The organism is Synechococcus sp. Minos11 (genome assembly GCF_014279855.1).
Taxonomy (GTDB): Bacteria; Cyanobacteriota; Cyanobacteriia; order PCC-6307; family Cyanobiaceae; genus RCC307.
In genome coordinates, this window is record NZ_CP047953.1 from 2,003,382 (window position 1) to 2,025,143 (window position 21,762).

The window sequence follows — 21,762 nt, forward strand, 5'->3', positions numbered from 1 at the left end:
CAGATCAGCGTGGGGCGCCAACTCTTTCTGATTGATCCGATTGGGCGCCTGCGCCCTGAAAAAGACAGCAGCGTTGCGCTGATGCAGGCCGGACAGCGCGCCGGCGAAGAGATCTGGGCTGCTCAACCCAGCGATCTGGCAGCCGGGGAAGGCGGCCCCCGCGTGCTGGCCGCGCCGATCACTGCCGAGCCTTGGTACAGCGCAGGGGAAGCCCGCTGGCAGCCCCTCAGCCAGTTCCAGCAGGTGTGGATGCGCAAAGACCCACCGGTGGATGAGGCCTACCTATATGCCACCCACTTGCTTGAGCTGGCGGAGCGCCAGGGCGTGCAGGTGCTCAACCGCCCGGCCAGCCTGCGGGCCTGGAACGAAAAGCTGGGGGCGCTGCAGTTCCCAGAGCTGATGGCCCCCACCCTGGTGGCCAGCGATGTGGAGCTGTTGCGTCAATTTGCCGCCACCCATGGAGAGGTGGTGCTCAAGCCCCTCGGTGGGCGCGCTGGTCAGGGGGTAATCCGCTCCAGTGGCGAGGCTCCAGGGCTAGGAGCCCTGCTGGAGCTGGTCACGCAGCAGCAGCAACTGCCAGTGATGATCCAGGCGTTTTTGCCCCAGGTCAGTGAGGGCGATAAGCGCATCTTGCTGGTGAACGGCGAGCCGCTGGGCGCCGTCAACCGCAAACCGAAGGCGGGTGAATTCCGCAGCAACCTGGCTGTGGGCGGCCAACCGGAAGCCACCGACCTCAGCCCCCGCGAGCGGCAGATCTGCGATGTGTTGCGGCCCGCCTTAATTGAGGCCGGACTGTTCTTTGTCGGCATCGATGTGATCGCTGGTCACCTCAGCGAGATCAATGTCACCAGCCCCACCGGCATCCGCGAAGTGGAGCAGCTCGGGAAGATTCCCCTGGCTGATCTCACCCAGCAGCGTTTACTGCAGGGCTGACGGTGAGCTGCTGCTGCAGCACCTCAAGCTTGAGGGCCACCTCCTGCAATTCCCGCTCAGGCACCGAGCCCTTGACCAAACCAGCTCCTGCGGTGAGCTCAAGCCGCGAGCCCCGCAGCACGCCGCTACGAATCGCCACCCGCAGCTCCGCATCACCGGCGCTGTCGATCCAGCCAATCGGAGCGGCATAGGCGCCCCGCTCAAAGGGCTCGAGCTGCCGCAACCAGGCCATCGCTTCGCGGCGGGGCAAGCCAGCGACCGCCGGGGTGGGATGCAACGCCGCTGCCAACGCCAGAGGGTCTTGGCCGGCTAACGATGCTGTGATCGGGGTGTGCAGGTGATGCAGGGGGCCATGGCTGGCCAAGCGGGGATGACGCGGCTGGCGGGGCACCAGCCCCTGCTGTTGCAGCACGGCTGTGATCGCTTCCACCACCAGCTCATGCTCATGGCGATCCTTGCTGGATTGCAGCAACTGCTCGGGCGGCTGATGCTGCGACGCCGTGCCAGCCAGGGCATCACAACGGAGCTGCCCCTGGCGCACCGCCAACAACCGCTCTGGGGAGGCCCCCACCAGATCGCCGCCATCGGCCAGCCCCCAGAGGAAGCGGCAGCTGCCGCGATGGCGTTGGCGCAAGCCCTTGAGCAGCAACTGGGGATCCAGAGGCGCCTCAAGCTGCAGCTGCTGACGCACCGCCAGCACCAATTTGCGTAGCTGGTTGTCGCCCACCAGATGCAGGGCCTGATCCATGGCCTGGCGGTAGGCCCCATGCCAAGGGCTACGGCTCAGCAAGCGGGGAAACGCTGGTGCTGGCGCAGACGGCTCAGCCTGCTGAAGCGCACGCGCCTGCTCCCACAGCTCTTCGGCCACCAAGCGCGGGGTGATCTCACCGCCGAGGCTGCGCGACAAGCGCAACCAGCACTGCCGGCCCTGACGGCTGAGCTGCCAGCGCGGCAGCACCGCCCGCACCCCAGGCAGGGGCTCAGATGCCTCGAGCAGCGGCGCATCAAAAAACGAAAACCCGAGCAGCACACGCGGGCGGGCCAACGCCGGAGCCTCAGGCGCGCCGTCCTGCAGGCGCGAGAGGCTCAACTGACAGAAGCGCTGCGCCAGCTCAAAGCGGCGCGGACCACTGAGCTCCAGCTGCTGAGAGACACCCGTAGCCGCAAAGCAGAGGCCAGGCTGGCTATCCCACAACGCCCGGAAGCGATCACCCCCTGGCAACTGCGGCAGCGCCTGCAGTGGGTCCAGTGGCGCCAAGGGCAGCGCCAGGCTGAGCACAGCACCATCCTCCAGGGACTGCCCATGGGCGGCAGCCTGGCTGAGCAAGTCGGTGAAGCGGGGGGCCTGGTGCACCACACAACCGGGGGACTGCTCAAATGTATGGGTCTCTCGTGGCCCGTAGTGGCGGGCAGCCATGGCTGAGCCCCAGGTCGTCGCAAGCCGTTACGCGCTCTGGAAGGCGGCCATCAAATGGCCGATGTACTCCGTGGCAGTGATGCCAGCGCTTTTGGCCAGTGGCTGGCTTCAAAGTCAGGGGTTAGACCCTCGCTGGGGCCAGCTCGGCCTGTTTCTGCTCGCAGCGGTGCTGCTGCTGGGGTGGGAAAACCTCAGCAACGACGTGTTTGATGACGACACCGGTGTCGACACCCTCGGCAAACCCCATTCCTTGGTGGCCCTGACCGGCCGCCGCGATCGCATTGCTTGGATTGCTCACAGCCTGCTCGCTGGCGGATTGCTGCTGATGGCCCTGGTGGCCCTGCGCAGCCAACCGGTGGTGCTGCTGCTAGTGCTGATCTGCTGCGGCCTGGGATACCTCTACCAAGGCCCACCCTTTCGTTTGGGCTACCGCGGCCTCGGCGAACCGCTGTGCTGGCTGGCCTTTGGCCCCTTCGCCACGGCCGCTGCGCTGATGGCGCTGCAGCCACCAACGAGCCTGCCGGCTGCTGTGCCTTGGCAGGTGGCGCTGAGCCTGGGCGCCGGCCCGGCGCTGGCCACCACCTTGGTGTTGTTCTGCTCCCACTTTCATCAGGTCGAGGAGGACGCTGCCCACGGCAAACGCTCTCCGGTGGTGAAGCTGGGCACGGCCAAAGCCGCGGCCGTGGTGCCCTGGCTTGTGGCGGCAAGCTTGGCCCTGCAATGGCTGCCGGTGCTGGAGCGCCAGTGGCCCTCCACCGCGCTGCTGAGCGTGATCGGGTTGCCCGCTGCAGCGCAGCTGATTCGGCTGCTGCGGGAGCATCACCACCAGCCGGAGCGGATAAGCGGCAGCAAGTTTTTGGCCTTGCGCTTTCAAGCCCTCAGCGGCCTCGGGCTCGCCATCGGCCTGGGCATTGCACCTTGGCTGGGACGTTGATGCAACTGCGCTGGCGCCCATACCGGTGGGCGCTGCAGCCGCCTTTGATCACCGCCTGCGGGCCCTGGAGCGAGCGGCGCGGCTGGCTGCTGCGGCTCGAGGACCCAGGCAGCGGTTCTGTGGGTTGGGGAGAAGCCGCACCCTTGCCGGCTGAGCACGCCCAGTGCGCCGATGCACTCGCGGCATTGCCTTCTGAGTGCAGCACCGAGCACCTCGAGCAAGCACTCAGGGCACTGCCTGGACCTGCGGCCTTTGCCATCGGACTGGCCCTCGCCGAGCTGGAAGGGCTCCAAGGCGGGCAATGGCTGCCGGCTCCGGCGTCAGCAGTGTTGCTGCCAGCTGGCGATGAGGCCATCGCAGCACTGCAGAGCGCGCTCCAGCGAGCCACAGGCCAGCCAGCGGAGTTCGCAGCCAAGTGGAAGGTGGGGGTGCTGGATCCAGACACCGAACTGCAGCTGCTGGAGCAACTTTTGGAGCAACTTCCCAGCGGCGCCCAGCTCCGCCTTGATGCCAATGGCAGCTGGGACCGTGCCACCGCGGGGCGGTGGGCCATGCGTTTGCAGCACGAGGGCAAGCTGCAATGGCTGGAGCAGCCCTTGCCACCCAGCGACCATGCCGGCTTGCTAGCCCTGGGTCGCCGGCTGCCGGTGGCCCTCGATGAATCGCTCCGGCATCCCAGCGGCCTCCCCCCTGGGTGGAGCGGCTGGCTGGTGCACAAACCAGCTCTCGAGGGTGATCCCCGGCCCAAGCTGCTGCAGCTCAAACAAGGGGCCGCCAAGCAGATGGTGAGCAGTGCCTTGGAGAGCGGCATAGGAGCCCGGGCGGTGGCCCACATGGCGGCTCTGGCCAGCCGCGGCCCCACACCATGCGCCGCTGGACTGGCCCCGGGCTGGGGTGCTTCTGGCGATCTCGCCAGCACGATCCCCCAGCAGGTGTGGGAGGCCGCCGGCTCATGAACGGCTGGGAGCTACGGGCCATTGCGCTGGAAGAGCAAGCGGGCCGCGATGCGATGGCCTGCTGCCAACGGTGGCCAGAAGGCAGCGGCGTGGTGATCGGCAGCGGCGGCAGCAGCGGCGGGCGCAAGTGGTGCCTGCAGAGCTGGGAGAACCTCGAGCAGTCGGCCAGCAGCTGCGCGGACTGGTTGCAAGCCATTGGGGTTGATCCCAGCAGCGTGCGGCTGGTGAACCCGCTGCCCAGCCATCACATGGGGGGACTGATGCCCCAGATCAGGGCGCGGCAGTGGCAAGCACCGCTGGTGGCCATTGCGCCTGAACTGATGAAATCTCCTGGCGCGCTGCTGGAGCAACACGGCAACCTCACCCGCGGCGGCCGCGATGCGGTGATCTCGCTGGTGCCCACGCAGTTGCAGCGGCTCCTGGGCGATCCCTCAGGCCGCAGCTGGCTCCAGCAATTCCGGCTGCTTTGGATCGGCGGCGGCCCCCTCAGCACCGAGCTGGCTGATCAAGCCCGTCAGCTGCAGCTGCCGCTGAGCCCCTGTTACGGCAGCACCGAAACAGCCGCGATGGTCTGCGCCGCAGATCCAGCCCAATTTCTGGCAGGGCACAACAGTTGCGGTGAACCCTTGAGCGATGTGGAGCTGCAGCTCGAGCCAACCAGCGGCGCCATAGAGGTGAAAACCAGGCGGCTGAGCCCCGGCTGGCTGAAGGGAGAGCAGGTGCAGCCCTTCGCTGATGCCGGCGGCTGGTGGCACAGCGGTGATGCAGGCCGCCTCGGGCCAGCAGGCCTGGAACTGCTCGGGCGGCTCGATGGCGCCCTCAACAGCGGCGGGGCCACGGTGTTTCCAGAGCAAATTGAAGCGGCCTTGGCCGGCCTGCCCGGGCTGGACGCGCTGCTGGTGGTGGGCCTACCGGATCCGCAATGGGGCCAACGGCTCATTGGCCTGGTCAAACCGTCACCAGGCGCCAATGGTGATGAGGTGATGGCACAGCTGCGGCAGCGCAGCGCCGGCCTGCCGCCAGCGCAACGGCCCAAGCAATGGCAGCTGTGCCCTGAGCTGGCGCCCAACCCCCAGGGCAAGTGGGAGCGCCAGCGCTGGCGGGCTTGGGCTCAGGTCTGAACTGAGGCTTGAAGCCAACGCTGCACTCCATCAGGCAGGGGTGCACGGCGGCGATCAGCGGCGGCAATGCACTGATGCCGCGTCAGCCCGCGGGCGACGGGACGCCCTGCGGAGGAAAAGCTGTAGGCCACCTCAAAGGCAGTGGGATCCAACCATTGAGGGGTCAGCGCAATGGCCAGCGGATCACCGCAGATCAAAGGCGCCAAAAAATCAGCGCTGCAGTGGGTGATGGGCAGCAACAGATCGAGCTGCTGGCCGGGGGTGGGAAACAGCGTTGCCGGCTCGAGGCCAAAACGCTCGAGGCTCTCTTCATAGGCCTCATGGCACCAGCGCAGCAGCTGCTGAAAATGCAGCACACCAGCTGCATCCGTTTCACCGAAACGCACGCTGCGGCACAGCACTAGCCAGTCGCTGGAGTTCAGCGGTCGACGGAACCCATGATCACGTCGATCGAACCGAGGATCGCCATGATGTCGGCCACCTTCACCCCCTTTAAGAGGTGAGGAAGGATCTGCAGATTGTTGAAATCAGCGGCGCGAATCTTCCAGCGCCACGGGGTGACGTCGTTGTTGCCCATCAGGAACACGCCAAGCTCACCTTTACCGGATTCCACGCGGGTGTAGAGCTGCCCATTAGGGATCTTGAAAGTGGGCGCAACTTTCTTGGCAACGATTTGATAATCGAAGCCATAGAACTCACTGTCTTTGCCTTCTAGCTGACGCTTGGCTTCCAGGTTTTCAGTGGGCCCGCCAGGAATCTGCTGAGCGGCCTGACGCAAAATCTTCAGCGATTCGCGCATCTCCTGCAAACGCACGCGGTAGCGGGCGAAGCAGCAGCCCTCTTGGGCCGTGGCCACCTCCCAATCGAAATCGTCGTAGCACTCGTAATGGTCAACCTTGCGCAGATCCCAGGCCACGCCTGAGGCCCTCAGCATCGGACCCGACAAACTCCAGTTGATGGCCTGCTCGCGGGTGATCGTGCCAAGACCCTCAATTCGCCGGCGGAAGATGGGGTTGTTGGTGATCAGCTTTTCGTATTCATCGATCTTGGGTCCAAACCAGTTGCAGAAGTCGTCTAACTTCTCCAACCAGCCATAGGGAAGATCCGCGGCGACTCCACCAATGCGGAAATAGTTGTTGTTGACCATCCGCTGACCGGTGGCCGCTTCCCAGAGGTCGTAAATCATCTCCCGCTCACGGAAGATGTAGAAGAACGGCGTTTGAGCGCCTACATCTGCCAGGAATGGGCCAAGCCACAGCAGGTGATTGGCGATGCGGTTGAGCTCCAGCATCATCACGCGGATGTAGCTGGCGCGGCGCGGAACTTTCACATCAGCCAGCCGCTCCGGTGCATTCACCGTGATGGCTTCATTGAACATGCCAGCGGCGTAATCCCAGCGGCTGACATACGGCACGAACATCACATTCGTGCGGTTCTCGGCGATCTTCTCCATGCCCCGGTGGAGATAACCAATCACCGGTTCGCAATCCACCACGTCTTCCCCATCGAGGGTCACCACCAGACGCAACACCCCGTGCATTGAGGGGTGATGGGGCCCGAAGTTGAGCACCATCGGCTCGGTGCGCGTTTCCAGCTGCGTCATGGGGGCCGGGGGCCGAAGCTGCGCTGATCCTAGGAAGGACCCTGTGCCATCCCCTTGCGGACTTGAGCAGTTCCTTTCATCACCAGCCGGTGCTGCCGCAACAGTTGCTGGAAGCACTAGCCGAATTGCCCGATGAAGGCGTGCTGCTCGATGCCACCGTGGGCGGCGGCGGACACAGCAGCCTGCTGCTGGATGCCCACCCCGGCTGGCAGCTGATCGGCCTGGATCAAGACCCCGCCGCCCGCGCGGCAGCGGCCCAACAGCTGGAGCGTTTTGGCGAGCGGGTGCAGCTGGTGGCCAGCAACTTTGCGGCCTACACCCCAAATCAACCGGTGGTGGCGGTGCTGGCTGATCTGGGCGTCAGCAGCCATCAGCTCGATGTGCCCGAGCGCGGCTTCAGCTTCCGCGCCGATGGCCCTCTGGACATGCGCATGAACACCGAAGGCGACGGAGAAACTGCCGCAGCGCTGATCGACCGCCTGGAGGAAAACGCCCTAGCCGATCTGCTGTTTCACTACGGCGAGGAGCGACTTTCGAGGCGGATTGCGCGCCGGCTCAAAACTGAAGGCCCCTGGGATGACGGGGAACGGGGTACCGCAGCGCTGGCCTATGCGATCGCCGGCTGCTACCCGCCCAAGCAACGCCATGGCCGCATCCATGCCGCCACCCGCAGCTTCCAGGCCTTACGGATTGCGGTGAACGATGAGCTGGGGGTGCTGGAAACCCTGCTCAACGACGCTCCTAACTGGCTCGAGCCCGGTGGGCGGATCGCCGTGATCAGCTTTCACTCGCTCGAGGATCGGCTGGTCAAAAACCGCTTTAAGGCTGATGAGCGTCTGCGGGTGATCAGCCGCAAGCCCTTGATCGCCTCAGAGCAGGAAGCCGAGGCCAACCCCCGGGCCCGCTCCGCCAAGTTGCGCGTCGCCCAGCGCCTCAGCGCAGAGCTTGAACCTGCTCAGTGAACCAAGCCAGGGCCTGATCCATCTGCTCGGCCGTGTTGGCGCGCCCCAAACCAAACCGAACCGACGCTGCGGCCTGCTGCCGGCTGCGGCCCAAGGCGAGCAAAACATGGGAAGGCTTACCGCTGGAGCTGCTGCAGGCTGAACCGCCACTGAGCGCCAACCGGCGCCGCAGGGCGCTGTGCAGCCGCGCGCCATCGACCCCTTCAACGCTGACGTTGAGGTTGTGGGCCAAGCGCTGATCCAAGCAGCCGTTGAGCACGACTCCCTCTAGGGGTTGCAGCCCCTGCCAGAGGCGATCGCGCAAGCCCGCAAGCCGCTCGGCGCGCTGGGGGGCATCGGCAAGCGCACGCTCCAGGGCTTCGGCCAGCCCAACGGCCAACGGCAGCGGAACACTGCCGCTGCGCAGCCCCCCCTCCTGGCCACCGCCATGGAGCTGGGGCTTGAGCTCCACACCAGGTGCCACCAGCAGAGCGCCAACGCCCTTGGGGCCATAGAACTTATGGCCGCTGAGGCTGAGCAGATCAATGCCCAAGGCCAGGGGCTCAACCCGTTGATGGCCCACCAGCTGGGCGCCATCGACATGCACCGCGATTCCCTGAGGCCGGCACAGGGCAGAAATGTCGGCGATTGGCTGCAGCACGCCGATCTCGTTGTTGGCAGCCATCACGCTCACCAGCACCGTGTCAGGCCTTAGGGCAGCCGCCAGGGCATGGAGATCGAGCAAACCATCGGGCTGCACCGGCAGCACCGTGAGCTCAAAGCCGAGGCTTTGCAGGTAGCGGCATGGGTCGAGCACCGCCCGGTGCTCGGTGGCCACCGTGACGATGTGCCGCCCCCGCGTGAGCCGCGCCTCACACAGACCCTTGATGGCCAGGTTGTTGGCTTCGGTGGCCCCGCTGGTGAACACCACCGCGTCGGCAGGAACCGCCAAGCAACGGGCCAGACGCTCACGGGCGAGGGTCAGCTGGGCTGCGGCCTCTAGGCCAGGACGGTGGCTGCGGCTGGAAGGATTGGCAAAGCCATCACTCCATAAGGGCGCCATGGCCTCCACCACCGCCGGATCACAGGGCGTGGTGGCCTGATGGTCGAGGTAGATCGGCGCAGCGGCCACGGATGCTCCCCATCCAACGCAAACCATCCCATGCTGGCGGGACTCCGCTGGATTTCAGTGATGGTGCGCCCCGCCTGGCTGCTGGCAGCACTTGCCGGTCTGTTGAGCTCGAGTGCGGCACTGGCTCAGGGCTTTGTGTTTGAAACCAGGCAACAAAACCCAGCCAACTACCGCCCCCCTGGCCTGAAGATCCTCAGCCAGCGCGCCGTTCCCTACGGCGAAGAAGTGGTGGGCATCTATGCCATTCGCGACGCCGAGGACATCCCTGATGGCAAGCGCATCAAGATTTGGCGTGAGCGCGCCAATGACGTCAAGGTCGCCAACGAAACCATCCGCTGCGACACCACCGCGCCGATGCGGATCACCGGCCGTGGCGACCAGATGCTGATGCTGGAGCTCAACCCTGGTGGAGCCGTTGGGCCCCACAACGAGGAATCCCATCTGATCTGGTGGGCTGCCTGCGTGCCTGAGCAGACCGGCAACGACCCGAACACCCTGCAAGCGATCGCCCAAGAGCTGGGTTTCAGCGGGCTGCTGATCGAACGTCAGCATGTCTTGCCTGGACGCCCTCGATAAAGTCCAGGCGCTGCGTGAGATCTCTGCCCATGGATGGCTCTCAGGAGAAGGACCACGCCGAAGAACTGCTGAATGCCCCGCCGCGGGTGTTGCTGGTGGATGACGAGCCCGGCCTGCGCACAGCTGTGCAGGCCTACTTCGAAGATGAAGGCTTCATCGTCAGCACCGCCGCCGATGGCGAAGAGGGCTGGGAGAAGGCTCAGAGCGAAGTGCCTGACGTTGTGCTCAGCGACGTGATGATGCCGCGGGTGGATGGTTTTGGGCTGCTCAAGTTGCTGCGCGAAGACGAACGTCTGGGCGGAACCCCGGTGATCTTCCTCACCGCCAAGGGCATGACGGCCGACCGCATCGCCGGCTTTCGGGCAGGGGTGGACGACTACATCCCCAAGCCATTTGACCCCGATGAATTGGTGGCGCGGGTTCGGAACGTCGTGCAGCGCCAGGAGCGCCTGCTCAAAGAAGCGGCCCGCTATGCCGATACCGACCTGGGCCAAATGGCCAAACAAATCGGTGAAATTCGCACGATGCTTCAAGGCGGTGCCGGCAAGGCCGCAGGCCAAAGCGTGGAGCATTCCTTCACGCCGCGGGAAGCCAGCGTGCTGCAGCTGGTGGCAGAAGGACTGATGAATAAGGAAATCGCCCGCCAGCTGGAGACATCGATCCGCAATGTCGAAAAGTATGTGAGCCGTTTGTTTGCCAAGACCGGCACCGCGAGCCGCACGGAGCTGGTGCGCTACGCCCTTGAGCACGGCTTGGTGCACTAGCTGCGGTGCAGAGCTGGCGAGAGGCCGCGCTGAACCAAGGCTGGACTTACCGCCATCGGGTGCAGCCAGCCGAAGCTGGCCAAGCTGCCCTGGAGCTATTGGTGCAGCGCTGGCAGCACTCCGATCGGGCCACCTGGGCGCAGCGGCTGCAGGCCGGTGAATGCCAACTGAATGGCGCACCCGTGCAGGCCGAGCAGGTGCTGCAACGGGACGATGAGCTGCTCTGGCAGCGGCCGCCTTGGCTTGAGCCCGCCATCCCCGACCAATGGGAGACGATCGTTGATGACGGCGACCTGCTGGTCATCAACAAGCCCTCCGGACTGCCGGTGATGCCCGGCGGTGGATTTCTGCAGCACACGCTCACTGCCCTGCTGGAGCCCACAGGCGCCAAGCCCGTGCACCGCTTAGGCCGCTTCACCTCAGGGCTGCAAGTGTGTGCCCGCAGGCCCGAAACGCGGGCGCAACTGAGCCGGCAGATGCAGCCTCGGGGCGGCTGCCGCAAGCTCTACCAAGCCTGGGCGCAGCGCGTGCCCGCTCTGGATGTAGGGCAATGCCTTGCGATCACAACCGCCGTTGTCGAACGTCAACATCCCCTCCTGGGCTGGATCTGGGGACCACGAGCTGACGATCTGGAGTCGCTCCGCCGGCAGCTCAGCGCCCACTCAGAAATCCGCCTGCTAGAGCGCGCCGCCATTGGCGACCGGCTGGACGTGGTGATCCACACCGGCCGGCCCCACCAGATCCGGATCCACTTGGCTCAAATCGGCAGTCCTCTGCTGGGCGACCCGCTGTATTTGGCCGAGCAGCGCATCGCTGAACATGCCACCCCAGGCGATGGCGGTTACCGGCTGCATGCCCAACAGCTCAGCGGGCTTGAGCACAACGGGCAAACGCTGAAGCTGATGGCAAGCCCGCCGCAGGACTTCAACCCCGCACAAACTCAATCAGACGGGAAAAATAGAAAGGGGCTTGGTTGAGCTGCCGCCGCTTGGGCACAAAACCATGGGCCTTGGCGGCCGCCACGATGCCGCTCTCTTTGAGCGTGTAAGCACGCGTGGTTTTGCTGGGGCCGGGGAACAGCTGGCCAATCCCCTTGAGCAGCGCCAAAAGCGGCGTGTAGGGGGCAAAGCTCACGATCAAGCGCTGCTCAGCCATCCCCGCCAAGTGAGCCACCATCAGCTCGGCCTGGGGCTGGGGGTAGTGGATGAACACATCCAGGCAGATCACAGTGTCGAAGCGACCTTCCAAACGCTCCAGATCACTGGCCTGAAACTGCAACCGGCCATCGTTCAAGCCGGCGCTCTGCGCCCGACGAGCGGCCTCAGCCACCATGGCTTCTGAGAGATCACTGGCGGCGATCGATGCCGCGCCGAGCTCAGCCAACGGCAGGCTCAAGCTGCCCACACCACAGCCGGCATCACAGAAGCTGCGGTTGGCCACATCGCCGTCTTCGCGGAGCCAAGCCAGCACGTTATCCACCGTTTTTTGGTGGCCGATGCGGATGTTGCGCTGCACCCGATTGACGTCGTCGCTTTCGCTGTAGATCCGATTCCAGCGATCAAAGCCCGTGGTCTCGAAATAGCCCTTGACCTCGCTCTTCTCCTGTGCGGCGTCTTGGCTCGGGGCAGCACTCATCGCTTGCAGCGAAACAGGCCCGGACCTTACCCGTTCCGCTGCCAGGCCAATGGCGCACCCGGGCTCTGGTGCCAGCGCAACGTGTGCTGGAACTTCACACCCAACAGCTGCTGCGTGAGCAAGCGTTGATCTCCGAGCACCTGGCGGGGCAGCACGGTGGCCGAACGAATGGCAGCACCAACGGCACCGGTCCAACTGGCGAGGCGCACAACACCGTCTAGCAGCGTCAACGTCGTGCCCGCCAAGGTGCCGTCCTCCAAACGGCAGGTGCCATCAGCCACCGCAATGCTGCGCTCATCCCAGGGGTAGGTGCCGGGCGGCAGGCCATAGGGGGCCAGGGCATCACTCACCAACACCACCTGCTCAGGGAACAACCGCTGCAGCAAGGCCGCCATGGCCGGTGCGATATGGATGCCATCAGCAATCACACCCAGGGCCACCGGCGGGCTCCCGAGCAAGGCCCCCACAGGACCCGGCGCCCGGTGATGCAAGCCAGCCATGGCGTTGAAGCAGTGGGTGATCATCCCCACGCCCTGCTGATAGGCCAAGCGCGCCGTCCGTTCATCAGCGGCGCTGTGGCCGAGGCTCACCACCACGCCGCGCTGGCGTAACGCCGCAATCACCTCCTCAGCGCCAGGCAACTCCGGCGCCAGGGTGACTAGAGCAATGTCGTCTTCAAAGCCGCTGATGCGGCGCGCCAATTCAGCAAGCGAAGGCGCACACAAATGCTCACTGGGGTGGGCACCGCGTTTTTCAGGCGCCAAAAACGGGCCTTCCAAATGGGCACCCAACAGGAGGCAGCGCCCGGGGTGGTGCTGCCGGCGCGCTTCGGCCAGCACAGCCAACGACTGCCGCAGGGGCTCCACACCGCAGGTCACCAGCGTCGGGGCAATCGCCTCCACCCCGTCGCGCCAGAGCAGATCCAGCAGCTCAAGCAAACGCGGCAACTGCTCGCTCTGCAGTTCAGGGAAGGGCAGCCCCAAGCCGCCATTGATCTGCAGATCAACGCCCGCTGGAGAGAGCCAATCCCCCTGCCAGTTCAAGCCGCGGGCGCTGGTCCCGACCTCCAAAGGCTCCAATGCCGCAATGCGGCCATCGTCATCAACAGCCAGGCGCCAGCGCCGCTCCGGCACACCGATCGGTTCGGGCAAGCGCAGATTCGTGTGCCACTGCATGCCGATGTGGTGAAAATGCCCGCAGTTGCAGTCTGCCGATGACAGCCCCGGCACGGGTGGGAGTGGTGATGGGAAGCGATTCCGACCTGCCCTGCATGCACAAGGCTGTAGAGATGCTGGAGACCTTCGGCGTAGCCCATGAAGTGCGGGTGCTCTCCGCCCACCGCACTCCGCTCGCCATGACCGAGTACGCCCAACAAGCCGAAGCGCGGGGCCTGCAGGTGGTGATTGCGGGCGCTGGCGGCGCCGCCCACCTGCCCGGGATGGTGGCGGCCCTCACCACCCTGCCGGTGATTGGCGTGCCAGTGAGCAGCAAAGCGCTCTCCGGGGTGGATTCGCTCTATTCGATCGTGCAGATGCCCGCCGGCATCCCCGTGGCCACCGTGGCCATCGGCAATGCTGCCAATGCAGGGCTCTTGGCCCTGCAAATCCTGGCCATTAGTGATCCAGCCTTGCGCGAGCAACTCCACAACTACCGCCGAGGCCTGGCCGAGATGGTGACCGCCAAAGATGCCCGGCTTCAGGAGTTGGGCAGCAGCAACTATCTGGCGCAGTGATGAACCTGCCGCGCTGGTTTCGCCTGAGCCTGATCCTGCCCTTACTGGGCTTGAACCTGTTTGTGCTGCGCCAGGCGCTGCTCCGCCTAGCGCCTTTTCCGGCTCTGTTCATCAGCGCGGCTCTGATCGCCTTCCTGCTGGATATTCCGCGCCGCTGGTTGCAGCACCGGGGCGTGCCGAGGCCGCTGACGATGGTGCTGGTGCTGGGCGTCACCGTTGGGGTGGTGGTGCTCAGCGGCCTGTGGCTGGTGCCGCGGCTGATTGAACAGCTCGGCGAACTGATCAACGCCGCCCCCGGCTGGCTGGAGCAAGCCCAAAACCAGCTCAATGTCTTGCAAGAGAAGGCCTTGGAGCGGGGCATCCCCACCGACCTCAGCCCACTCACCGACGATCTGCTCGCCCGCAGCACGCGCCTGGCACGCAGCCTGAGTCAGCAGCTGCTGGGCCTACTCAGCGCCACCCTTGGCCTCACGGTGAACAGCATCATCGTGCTGGTCTTGGCGGTGTTCCTACTGCTCGGCGGCGAAACCATCTCTGCCGGTTTGGCGCGCTGGGTCCCCGCTGACTGGCGCGAGTTGGTGGTGGGCAGCTTGAACCGCACCTTCCGCGGCTATTTCGCCGGCCAAGTGCTGCTGGCCTTGATTCTCAGCGGCCTGCAGGTGGTGGTGTTCACGCTGCTGCAGATTCCCTACGGGATTTTGTTTGCCCTGCTGATTGGCTTCACAACGCTGATCCCCTACGCCAGCGCCCTGACGATCACCCTGATCAGCATCGTGTTGACCGTGGAAGATTTGCGCACGGGCCTGGAAGTGCTGGCAGCAGCGATCTCCGTGGGCCAGGTGGTGGATCAAGTGATCGCCCCGCGCTTGGTGGGCACGATCGTGGGGCTTCATCCAGCCTGGGTGCTATTCAGCCTGCCGGTGGGCTCACGGCTGGGCGCGCTGCTGGGCTGCGGGCAACTGCTGGGCTTGCTGCTCGCGGTGCCGCTGGCCAGCGTGCTCAAGACCATCCTCGATGAGGTCTACATCAGGCTGCAGCCTTCAGAACCCCCCGCTCCTCCAGCAGGTTGATCACAGCAGCCACGCACTGCTCCAGGTTTTGGGCGCCAGTGTCGAGGCAAAGCTCGGGCTTCTCCGGCGCCTCGTAGGGGCTGGAAATGCCGGTGAACTCCTTGATCTGTCCAGCGCGGGCCTTGGCATAGAGGCCCTTGGGGTCGCGGGATTCACACACCGCGAGGTCAGCGGCGCAGTGGATCTCGAGGAAATCCCCATCGGCCACCAGGGCGCGGGCCTTGTCACGGTCGGCGCGGAAGGGTGAGACAAAGGCGGTGAGCACAATCACGCCGGCATCAAGAAAAAGCTTGGCCACCTCACCGATGCGGCGGATGTTCTCCTCGCGGTCGGCATCCGAGAAGCCCAGGTCTTTGCAGAGGCCATGGCGGATGTTGTCGCCATCAAGCACGTAGGTGGCGAGGCCACGCTCAAACAGGGCCGCATTCACCGCGTTGGCCAAGGTGCTTTTGCCCGATCCCGACAGGCCGGTGAACCAGAGGATGGAGCTGCTGTGACCGCGCTGACTGGCCCGGGCCTGACGATCCACCGAGGCTTCATGCCAAACGATGTTGGTGGCCTTGGGGGTGGTTGCGGTCATGACCACGGGGTGAAGTGGGGGGCCCATTGTCCCCTAGCCGCCGGCCCGCTTCGGGCGATACCCCTCATTGGCCAGTAACTCCAGGGCCAGATCCACCTGATCACCCTGCAGCTCAATCACACCATCTTTGGCCGTGCCGCCGCTGCCGATGCGGGTCTTGAGCTTTTTAAGCAGCGCCTTGAAGCCGGCCCCATCGAGCTCCAAACCGCGGATCAGCGTCACGGTCTTGCCGCCCTTGCCCCCCCGGGTGGATTGCACCCGCACCACTTGCTGGGCCTTGGGCACTGGCTCCGAGGCAGCGGCAGCTGGGCGCTGCAAACTGGCGTCACTACTGAATTCCTGCCAGCCCCCCTTGGGCATGGACCTCCCGCAATCCCCCGCATTGTCGATGAACACCGCCTCCCAGGCGCCCCAGTGGGCGGATTCCAGCCGCGGACTGGGCCGGCTGATCGAGTCGCTGATCAGCATTGGATTGCTGCGGCGTCCGCTGTTTTTTCAGGCGCGGCAACTGATCATTCGCACCGCCGAGCGCAATGGCATTCCCTGGCGTGCGCGCCGCCAACAGCTGCAGCAAGCCGCCGAACCACTGCTCGAGCAGAGCCGCACAGCTGATCTGAGCATTCCGCAGTACTACCGGGTTCGCTTCCATGCCTACGAGCAGGGCAATCTCTGCTGGCAAGCCGCGGCTGAAGCGGAGCAGGCCACCGATGCCATGGCGCTGCGGGTGTGGCCCGAGGAACAACTCAGCCCTCAGCAAGCCCAAGAGCGTCTGCGTCAGGCGATCCACCGCTGCGCCGAGCCGCTACTGGATCAAGCCATTGAGCGGGTGTTGGACATTGGCTGTTCCGTTGGCGTCAGCACCCAGGCGCTGGCCCAGTGGCTGAATGCCCGCGCTGAGGCGGAAGGTGTGGCCAAACCGGAGGTGATTGGACTTGACCTCTCCGCGGAGATGTTGGCGGTGGCACGGGTGCGCGATCAGCAAGGGCTCGTGAGCCAATGGCGCCATGGCGCTGCTGAGGCCACCGGGCTGGAGTCGATGAGCCTGGATCTGATCAGCCTGCAATTCGTTTGCCATGAGCTGCCCCAAAGCGCCACAGCAGAGGTGCTCAGCGAAGCAGCGCGGCTGCTGCGCCCGGGCGGGGTGCTGTTGATGGTGGATCAAGACCCTGGCTCAGCGGTGCTGCAGCGATTGCCAGCAGCAGTGGCGACGTTGCTTAAGAGCACCGAGCCCTACATCGAGCAATATTTCGCCCTCGACATGCCCGAAGCCCTGACGGCTACTGGCTTCGAGGAGTTGCAGATCGCGGCCTGCGACCCCAGGCACCGGGTGATCGCTTGCCGGCGCTCCACGCCCCCTTGCCCCTAGAGAACCAAACGCTTAGCTGAGTGGGACCGGCTGCCGCTGCCTTGGACGCCTCTCCACCACTGAATGTGCAGATGCTGGAGGTGCGCTTCAGCGATCCCCATAGCCAGCAGACCTGCGCCGAGGTGGGGCTGAACCTGGCTGATGCCAGCGCCAACCGCTGCCGGGGGGAGCAGGGCCGCATCCAAATCCTTGAGCCCTACGGCTGGCCTCCCTTGGCCCCACCGGCTCCCTAGGCTGACGCCAACTTAATTGCGCCGGTGACCAGCACGCTGCCCAACTCCGCGGCCCTGGATGCCGCCTCTCGCCCTAACGGTTTGGGCCGCTTCGGCCGTTTTGGCGGTCAATACGTTCCTGAAACGCTGATGCCAGCGCTGGCTGAGCTGGAAGCCGCCGCCGCTGAAGCCTGGCAAGACAAGGCCTTCACCGATCGCTTAAACGCGCTGCTGCGCGATTACGTGGGCCGGCCCAGCCCCCTCTATGAGGCCGAGCGCCTCAGCGAGCACTACCGCCGCGCTGAAGGCGGACCCCGCATTTGGCTCAAGCGCGAGGACCTCAATCACACCGGCGCCCACAAGATCAACAACGCCCTTGGCCAAGCGCTGCTGGCGCTACGCATGGGCAAAAAGCGGATCATTGCTGAAACCGGCGCTGGCCAGCACGGCGTGGCCACCGCGACCGTCTGCGCCCGCTTCGGCCTGGAGTGCGTCATCTACATGGGCGCGGAAGACATGCGTCGTCAGGCCCTCAACGTCTTCCGCATGCGTCTGTTGGGCGCCACCGTTCAACCGGTGACAGCAGGCACCGCCACCTTGAAAGACGCCACCAGCGAAGCCATCCGCGATTGGGTGACCAACGTTGAGAGCACCCACTACATCCTTGGCTCGGTGGCTGGCCCGCATCCCTATCCGATGCTGGTGCGCGACTTCCACGCCTGCATTGGCCGGGAAACCCGCCAGCAGTGCCAAGACGCCTTTGGCCGGCTTCCTGATGTGTTGTTGGCCTGCGTGGGTGGCGGTTCCAATGCCATGGGGCTCTTCCACCCCTTTGTGGGCGACACCAGCGTTCGCCTCATCGGCGTTGAAGCCGCCGGTGAAGGGGTCGCCAGTGGTCGCCATGCCGCCACGATCACCGAAGGGCGCACCGGCGTTCTGCATGGGGCCATGAGCCTGCTGCTGCAGGACGGCGATGGCCAGGTGATGGAGGCCCACTCCATCAGCGCTGGCCTTGATTACCCCGGCGTTGGACCTGAGCACAGCTACCTGCGAGAGATCGGGCGCGCGGAGTACGCCGCGGTAACCGACACGCAAGCCCTCGATGCCCTGCAGCGCCTCAGCCAACTGGAAGGGATCATCCCGGCCCTGGAAACTGCCCATGCCTTTGCTTGGCTCGAAAGCCTGTGCCCAACTCTGGCTCCAGGCACTGAGGTGGTGATCAACCTCTCCGGCCGCGGGGACAAAGACGTGAACACCGTGGCCGAGCGCCTCGGCGATCAACTCAAGCCAGCAGACGGCTGAGGGTTCCAGCCACCGCCTCAACGGCGGCCAAGGCCGTGGCATACGCCATCCGCATCGGCCCCACCAACGCCACGCTGCCCTCACCACCGGAGGCGGTGGCATAGGGGGCTTGCACCACAGCGCAGCCACTCAAGGCGGGGTGGGGATGCTCTTGGCCAATCCAAACGCCACCACTGGCTGTGGCGGCCGCAGGATTGAGCAATTCATAGGGCTGCTGCTCCACCAGTTGCAGCAGGGGCCTCAAGCTAGTGGTGAGCTGGAATTCAGGCTGACAGAGCAAGCCGGCCAGGCCTGTGGTTAACGCTCCCTCAGCCTGACGATTGCGGCCGCGGTTGTGGCTGGCCAAGGCCTGCTTCAGCGGAGCACCCACGCTCTGCAAGTGGGACGGCAGACCACTCCAGTTGATGGCGCTCTTGGAGAGCTGATCGTTGAGCCAATGCTCCAGCGCTTGCAGTTGGGCGCTGCTGTCTGGCGGCAAACGCAAATTGAGGCTGCTGCTCGCCGCCGAACTCTCAACCAAAAACACCAGCAAACGATCCCCACTGCGCACCAATCGCAGGGCCTTGAGCCGGGGTTCCTGCCGTTGCGGGCGCGTGATGATGCTCATCAGCCCGGTGAGATCGGCCAAGCGGCGGGCCAAGTGGTGCAACAAATCATCGAGAGCCGCCCACTGCAGGCTCAGTTCGGCCAGCTCCCGCTGCAGCTGCACCACCGCAGCACCCGGCTCAGGAAGCAAGGCATCCACAAATTGGCGATAGCCCTTCGGGCTTGGCACACGACCGGCGGAGGTGTGCGGCTGGGTCAAGAGCCCCTTCTGCTCCAGCGCTCCCATGGCCGAGCGCACCGTGGCAGGGGAGGCATCCAGGCCAAAACGCCGCACCAAGGTGCGACTACCCACCGGTTCGACCGTGTCGACATAGTGCTGCACCGTGGCCTGCAACACCTGCTGCTGGCGGCGAGGCAGAGGAAGCACAACCCTGGGCGAAGACTCCGATCGTACGCAAGCTCAGTAGCGGGGCACCGCCGGATCCACCAACACGCTCCAGGCATCAATGCCGCCTTCGAGGTTCCAAACCTGAGGCACCTGTTGGGTTTCCATCAGCCAAGTGGCGAACTGCCAACTGCGGATGCCGGCATGGCAGAGCACCACCAGATCGCGGCCCCTGTCCAAGCGGTCCCAGAGCTGCGGCAGCCACTGCTGTGATCCGCTCAGCGGCAGGTGAACCACGCCGGGCAAAGCAGCCAGCTCCAGCTCCTGCTGCTCGCGGACATCCACCAATTGCGGCGGCTGCGTGGAAGACATCCAGCGCTGCAACTCGGGCGCAGAGATCGACGTTGGTGCGTTTGCCATGGATGATTTGTAAATCACGGCAGGGAGTGCTGGGTGCAGAAGCTTCTGCAGCAATCGACGGCAGCTGTGGTGGCGATCGCCATCAGCTTGGTGGGACTCGGTGCCGCTGGCTGGTGGTGGCTACAAAGTCAAAGCCCGCTGAAGCTGCAACACCAGAGCCTCACAACACCTGCCACCACACGCTTTCTGCCCACCGACGCCAACCTGACGTTGATCCTGGAAGCCGACCCAGGGCGTCTGCCCGATTACGGGCGAGCGGTGGCCCCCATGCGTCAGCGCCGTCAGGCGGCCGATCAGTTGGAGCATCTGCGTGATGCCCTGTTCGCGGCTGCAGGGCTGGACTACGCCACCGAATTGGCCGACTGGCTGGGTGATGAAAGTGCTCTGGCTGTGACAAGCGGCGACACCCCTGGCTGGGTGCTGGCCCTCTCCAGCCGCGACGACGATGGCGGCCGGCAATTCCTGCAGCGCTTCTGGCAATCGCGCAGCCTGGCGGGCGGGGACCTCGACATCACCCGCTACCGCGGCCTGGGAGTGATCAGCAGCCGCGGCCAACAAAGCCAGGGCCGGCCCTCCACCAGCAGCCCACAAGCGGAACACCCGCCCCTGGCTTCGGCCCTAATCAACGATCAACTGGTGCTGCTGGCCTCCAGCCGCGGCCAACTCGAGGATGCCCTCGATGCATCCCAGGAAGAGGCCAGGAACCTGGCGGGAGATCCGCTGCTGGCGCAATGGCTGGATGCAGGCCGCCAGGGCATTGCCCTGCTGCGGGGTGATCGCCAGGGCATCGAACAACTGCTGAGGTTGCCAGCGAGCTGGAGCACCGATCAACCGATCGAGCAATTTGTCGGCAGCTTGCAACTTGATGGCGCTGGGGTTCGCCTGGCTGCTCAGCTGCAAACCAGCTCTGGGGAGGCGATCGTCCCACTGAGTCGCCGGGATCAGCAAGTGCTCGGCAACCTCAACCAGCCGGTCCAGCGGCTGAGCCTCAGCCGCCCCAGCGGCCCCCTGGCCCCGCTGTTCAATCTGACAGCCGCGAGCGACGACATCCTGCTGCCGGCTCTGCTGGAGGGCGAGCAGCCTCTACTGGAGGCGCAATTGCAGGACAGCAAAGCCTGGTTGATCGGTAGCAGCCAGAGCGCTCCACCAGCCGCAAGCCTCAATGAAGCGCTGGCCGAGCAAGGCTTTGACGCCAACAATCTCGATGGTTTGCAGGTGTGGAGCCATCTGACGGGCCAAAGCGATCGCCAGGGCCAACTGCAGGCCACCATGGCCGGCGCCACCGGAGTGGCGCAGTCCAATCGCTGGTGGAGCAACAGCCTCGATGGCTTGCGCGCCCAGTTGCAGGGCCATGGCTCAGGCGGAGTGCCAAGCGAACTCTTGGAGCGGCTCAATCCCACCAGTGAGGCCATTGCCCTGTTGGGCGCCGATGGCCGCAGCACCGCCGAGTTGCTCAAACCCTGGCCCCTGTGGCGCGGTCTGCAGCTGCTCGCTGGCCAACGCCTGGGGCCTTCGCTCCAAGGGGCGGCCTTGGCGCTATCACAGGATCAGAGCAGCGCGGAGCTCGATGCGCTGCTGACGTTCCACTGACGATGGGCCCATGGCTCGAGAACTGCTGCTGATCCGCCACGGCATTGCTGTCGAGCGCGGCAGCACCGCCACCGATGAGGAACGCGCCCTCACCACCGAAGGGCGTGCGCGCACACGGCAAGTGTTGAAGCGGCTGCTGCGCCTGGAGTTGCACTCGGACAGCCTGCTCAGTAGCCCGTTCATCCGCGCCCGGCAAACCGCTGAATTAGCCCTGCAACTGGGGCTGGGAGACACCCTCAACGTGCGCGATGAGCTGGCGCCAGGCCAAGACCCCCTGCCCTTGCTGCAAGAACTGCTGGCGGAGGAGTGGAAACGGGTGGCGGTTTTTGGCCATGAGCCCGATCTCAGTCAGCTGGCGTGCCATCTGCTGGGTTGCAGCACCAACAGCCTGCAGCTCAAGAAAGCTGGGGTTGCCCTCGTCGAGCTGGAGCCAGGGCTGCCGCAGCTCGAGCCCGGCAACGGCCAGCTGAAGCTGCTACTCAGCCCCAAAGTGCTGCTTGAGGGCAAAAAGTGACTGAAGCTCGCCGCGTAGCCTCGATCTGGTGTG

Annotated in this window: 25 protein-coding genes; 15 read left to right on the forward strand and 10 right to left on the reverse strand. The window is 65.2% G+C overall.

Annotated elements, in window-relative coordinates:
- The first annotated feature begins 9 nt into the window (after window positions 1–9).
- The gene (gene gshB / locus SynMINOS11_RS11330) at window positions 10–933 is read left to right on the forward strand and encodes a glutathione synthase (RefSeq protein ID WP_011936663.1); all 924 of its coding nucleotides are present in this window, start codon (window positions 10–12) and stop codon (window positions 931–933) included.
- Here the strand turns inward: gshB and SynMINOS11_RS11335 are convergent.
- Window positions 905–2,287: an isochorismate synthase gene (locus tag SynMINOS11_RS11335; protein WP_186550862.1), complete on the reverse strand. Its 1,383-nt coding sequence runs from the start codon at window positions 2,285–2,287 to the stop codon at window positions 905–907. The genes gshB and SynMINOS11_RS11335 overlap by 29 nt on opposite strands.
- Before the next feature lie 61 nt (window positions 2,288–2,348).
- Here SynMINOS11_RS11335 and menA point away from each other — a divergent pair, with 61 nt between their 5' ends.
- Genes menA through SynMINOS11_RS11350 form a run of 3 tightly spaced genes read left to right on the forward strand, consistent with a single transcriptional unit; the run spans window position 2,349 to window position 5,361 of the window.
- On the forward strand, window positions 2,349–3,284 hold the full coding sequence (menA, locus tag SynMINOS11_RS11340) for a 2-carboxy-1,4-naphthoquinone phytyltransferase (protein WP_186548596.1): 936 nt from the start codon (window positions 2,349–2,351) through the stop codon (window positions 3,282–3,284).
- Window positions 3,284–4,240, forward strand: coding sequence for an o-succinylbenzoate synthase (gene menC, locus SynMINOS11_RS11345; protein WP_186548598.1), 957 nt, complete (start codon window positions 3,284–3,286; stop codon window positions 4,238–4,240). The genes menA and menC overlap by 1 nt, the downstream gene beginning before the upstream one ends.
- Complete coding sequence (locus SynMINOS11_RS11350) at window positions 4,237–5,361, forward strand: AMP-binding protein (protein ID WP_186548600.1); 1,125 nt, start codon at window positions 4,237–4,239, stop codon at window positions 5,359–5,361. The genes menC and SynMINOS11_RS11350 overlap by 4 nt, the downstream gene beginning before the upstream one ends.
- Here the strand turns inward: SynMINOS11_RS11350 and SynMINOS11_RS11355 are convergent.
- Together SynMINOS11_RS11355 and SynMINOS11_RS11360 are read right to left on the reverse strand one after the other, a co-directional pair.
- Window positions 5,352–5,783, reverse strand: a complete 432-nt coding sequence (locus SynMINOS11_RS11355) for an acyl-CoA thioesterase (RefSeq protein ID WP_186550864.1) — start codon at window positions 5,781–5,783, stop codon at window positions 5,352–5,354. The two genes, SynMINOS11_RS11350 and SynMINOS11_RS11355, sit on opposite strands and share 10 nt — an antisense overlap.
- On the reverse strand, window positions 5,780–6,964 hold the full coding sequence (locus SynMINOS11_RS11360) for an NAD(P)H-quinone oxidoreductase subunit H (protein WP_011936669.1): 1,185 nt from the start codon (window positions 6,962–6,964) through the stop codon (window positions 5,780–5,782). Before SynMINOS11_RS11360 ends, SynMINOS11_RS11355 begins: the two co-directional genes overlap by 4 nt.
- Window positions 6,965–7,026: 62 nt before the next feature.
- Between SynMINOS11_RS11360 and rsmH the strand changes: the two genes are divergently transcribed.
- A complete protein-coding gene (gene rsmH / locus SynMINOS11_RS11365; RefSeq protein WP_186548602.1) occupies window positions 7,027–7,926 on the forward strand; it encodes a 16S rRNA (cytosine(1402)-N(4))-methyltransferase RsmH in 900 nt (299 codons plus the stop codon).
- Here rsmH and SynMINOS11_RS11370 read toward each other — a convergent pair.
- The gene (locus SynMINOS11_RS11370) at window positions 7,898–9,064 is read right to left on the reverse strand and encodes a cysteine desulfurase family protein (protein WP_186548604.1); all 1,167 of its coding nucleotides are present in this window, start codon (window positions 9,062–9,064) and stop codon (window positions 7,898–7,900) included. The genes rsmH and SynMINOS11_RS11370 overlap by 29 nt on opposite strands.
- A 3-nt stretch (window positions 9,065–9,067) precedes the next feature.
- Between SynMINOS11_RS11370 and SynMINOS11_RS11375 the strand changes: the two genes are divergently transcribed.
- From SynMINOS11_RS11375 to SynMINOS11_RS11385, 3 genes are read left to right on the forward strand one after another with little or no spacing between them, the layout of a single operon-like run.
- Window positions 9,068–9,613 carry a hypothetical protein gene (locus SynMINOS11_RS11375; RefSeq protein WP_186548606.1) on the forward strand — a complete coding sequence of 182 codons (546 nt, stop codon included), beginning with the start codon at window positions 9,068–9,070 and terminating at the stop codon, window positions 9,611–9,613.
- Window positions 9,614–9,642: 29 nt separating this feature from the next.
- Entirely contained in the window at window positions 9,643–10,377 is a 735-nt protein-coding gene (locus SynMINOS11_RS11380) for a response regulator transcription factor (RefSeq protein ID WP_011936673.1), read from the forward strand.
- 5 nt (window positions 10,378–10,382) lie between these two features.
- Window positions 10,383–11,354, forward strand: a complete 972-nt coding sequence (locus tag SynMINOS11_RS11385; RefSeq protein ID WP_186548608.1) for a pseudouridine synthase family protein — start codon at window positions 10,383–10,385, stop codon at window positions 11,352–11,354.
- Here the strand turns inward: SynMINOS11_RS11385 and bchM are convergent.
- Both bchM and SynMINOS11_RS11395 read right to left on the reverse strand, forming a co-directional pair.
- Window positions 11,302–12,012 (reverse strand): magnesium protoporphyrin IX methyltransferase, encoded by a 711-nt coding sequence (bchM, locus tag SynMINOS11_RS11390; protein WP_186548610.1) that lies wholly within the window; start codon window positions 12,010–12,012, stop codon window positions 11,302–11,304. The genes SynMINOS11_RS11385 and bchM overlap by 53 nt on opposite strands.
- A gap of 26 nt (window positions 12,013–12,038) precedes the next feature.
- Window positions 12,039–13,187 carry an N-acetylglucosamine-6-phosphate deacetylase gene (locus SynMINOS11_RS11395; RefSeq protein ID WP_186548612.1) on the reverse strand — a complete coding sequence of 383 codons (1,149 nt, stop codon included), beginning with the start codon at window positions 13,185–13,187 and terminating at the stop codon, window positions 12,039–12,041.
- Window positions 13,188–13,225: 38 nt separating this feature from the next.
- Between SynMINOS11_RS11395 and purE the strand changes: the two genes are divergently transcribed.
- The gene (gene purE / locus SynMINOS11_RS11400) at window positions 13,226–13,744 is read left to right on the forward strand and encodes a 5-(carboxyamino)imidazole ribonucleotide mutase (protein WP_011936677.1); all 519 of its coding nucleotides are present in this window, start codon (window positions 13,226–13,228) and stop codon (window positions 13,742–13,744) included.
- Window positions 13,744–14,814, forward strand: coding sequence for an AI-2E family transporter (locus SynMINOS11_RS11405; protein WP_186548614.1), 1,071 nt, complete (start codon window positions 13,744–13,746; stop codon window positions 14,812–14,814). The genes purE and SynMINOS11_RS11405 overlap by 1 nt, the downstream gene beginning before the upstream one ends.
- Here the strand turns inward: SynMINOS11_RS11405 and cysC are convergent.
- Window positions 14,771–15,394 carry an adenylyl-sulfate kinase gene (gene cysC / locus SynMINOS11_RS11410; RefSeq protein WP_186548615.1) on the reverse strand — a complete coding sequence of 208 codons (624 nt, stop codon included), beginning with the start codon at window positions 15,392–15,394 and terminating at the stop codon, window positions 14,771–14,773. The genes SynMINOS11_RS11405 and cysC overlap by 44 nt on opposite strands.
- 33 nt (window positions 15,395–15,427) lie before the next feature.
- A complete protein-coding gene (locus SynMINOS11_RS11415; protein ID WP_186548617.1) occupies window positions 15,428–15,754 on the reverse strand; it encodes a translation initiation factor in 327 nt (108 codons plus the stop codon).
- 28 nt (window positions 15,755–15,782) lie between these two features.
- Between SynMINOS11_RS11415 and SynMINOS11_RS11420 the strand changes: the two genes are divergently transcribed.
- From SynMINOS11_RS11420 to trpB, 3 genes are read left to right on the forward strand one after another with little or no spacing between them, the layout of a single operon-like run.
- Window positions 15,783–16,760, forward strand: coding sequence for a class I SAM-dependent methyltransferase (locus SynMINOS11_RS11420; protein ID WP_186548619.1), 978 nt, complete (start codon window positions 15,783–15,785; stop codon window positions 16,758–16,760).
- 41 nt (window positions 16,761–16,801) lie between these two features.
- Window positions 16,802–16,993: a hypothetical protein gene (locus SynMINOS11_RS11425; RefSeq protein WP_186548621.1), complete on the forward strand. Its 192-nt coding sequence runs from the start codon at window positions 16,802–16,804 to the stop codon at window positions 16,991–16,993.
- 24 nt (window positions 16,994–17,017) lie between these two features.
- The gene (gene trpB, locus SynMINOS11_RS11430; RefSeq protein ID WP_186548623.1) at window positions 17,018–18,274 is read left to right on the forward strand and encodes a tryptophan synthase subunit beta; all 1,257 of its coding nucleotides are present in this window, start codon (window positions 17,018–17,020) and stop codon (window positions 18,272–18,274) included.
- Here trpB and SynMINOS11_RS11435 read toward each other — a convergent pair.
- Together SynMINOS11_RS11435 and SynMINOS11_RS11440 are read right to left on the reverse strand one after the other, a co-directional pair.
- Window positions 18,255–19,247 (reverse strand): HrcA family transcriptional regulator, encoded by a 993-nt coding sequence (locus tag SynMINOS11_RS11435; protein WP_186548625.1) that lies wholly within the window; start codon window positions 19,245–19,247, stop codon window positions 18,255–18,257. The genes trpB and SynMINOS11_RS11435 overlap by 20 nt on opposite strands.
- Window positions 19,248–19,280: 33 nt before the next feature.
- Window positions 19,281–19,625, reverse strand: coding sequence for a rhodanese-like domain-containing protein (locus tag SynMINOS11_RS11440; protein WP_186548627.1), 345 nt, complete (start codon window positions 19,623–19,625; stop codon window positions 19,281–19,283).
- A gap of 33 nt (window positions 19,626–19,658) precedes the next feature.
- Between SynMINOS11_RS11440 and SynMINOS11_RS11445 the strand changes: the two genes are divergently transcribed.
- Together SynMINOS11_RS11445 and SynMINOS11_RS11450 are read left to right on the forward strand one after the other, a co-directional pair.
- Window positions 19,659–21,215: a DUF3352 domain-containing protein gene (locus SynMINOS11_RS11445; RefSeq protein WP_186548628.1), complete on the forward strand. Its 1,557-nt coding sequence runs from the start codon at window positions 19,659–19,661 to the stop codon at window positions 21,213–21,215.
- Between the two features lie 10 nt (window positions 21,216–21,225).
- Window positions 21,226–21,729 carry a SixA phosphatase family protein gene (locus SynMINOS11_RS11450; protein ID WP_011936687.1) on the forward strand — a complete coding sequence of 168 codons (504 nt, stop codon included), beginning with the start codon at window positions 21,226–21,228 and terminating at the stop codon, window positions 21,727–21,729.
- The last annotated feature ends 33 nt before the right edge of the window (window positions 21,730–21,762 follow it).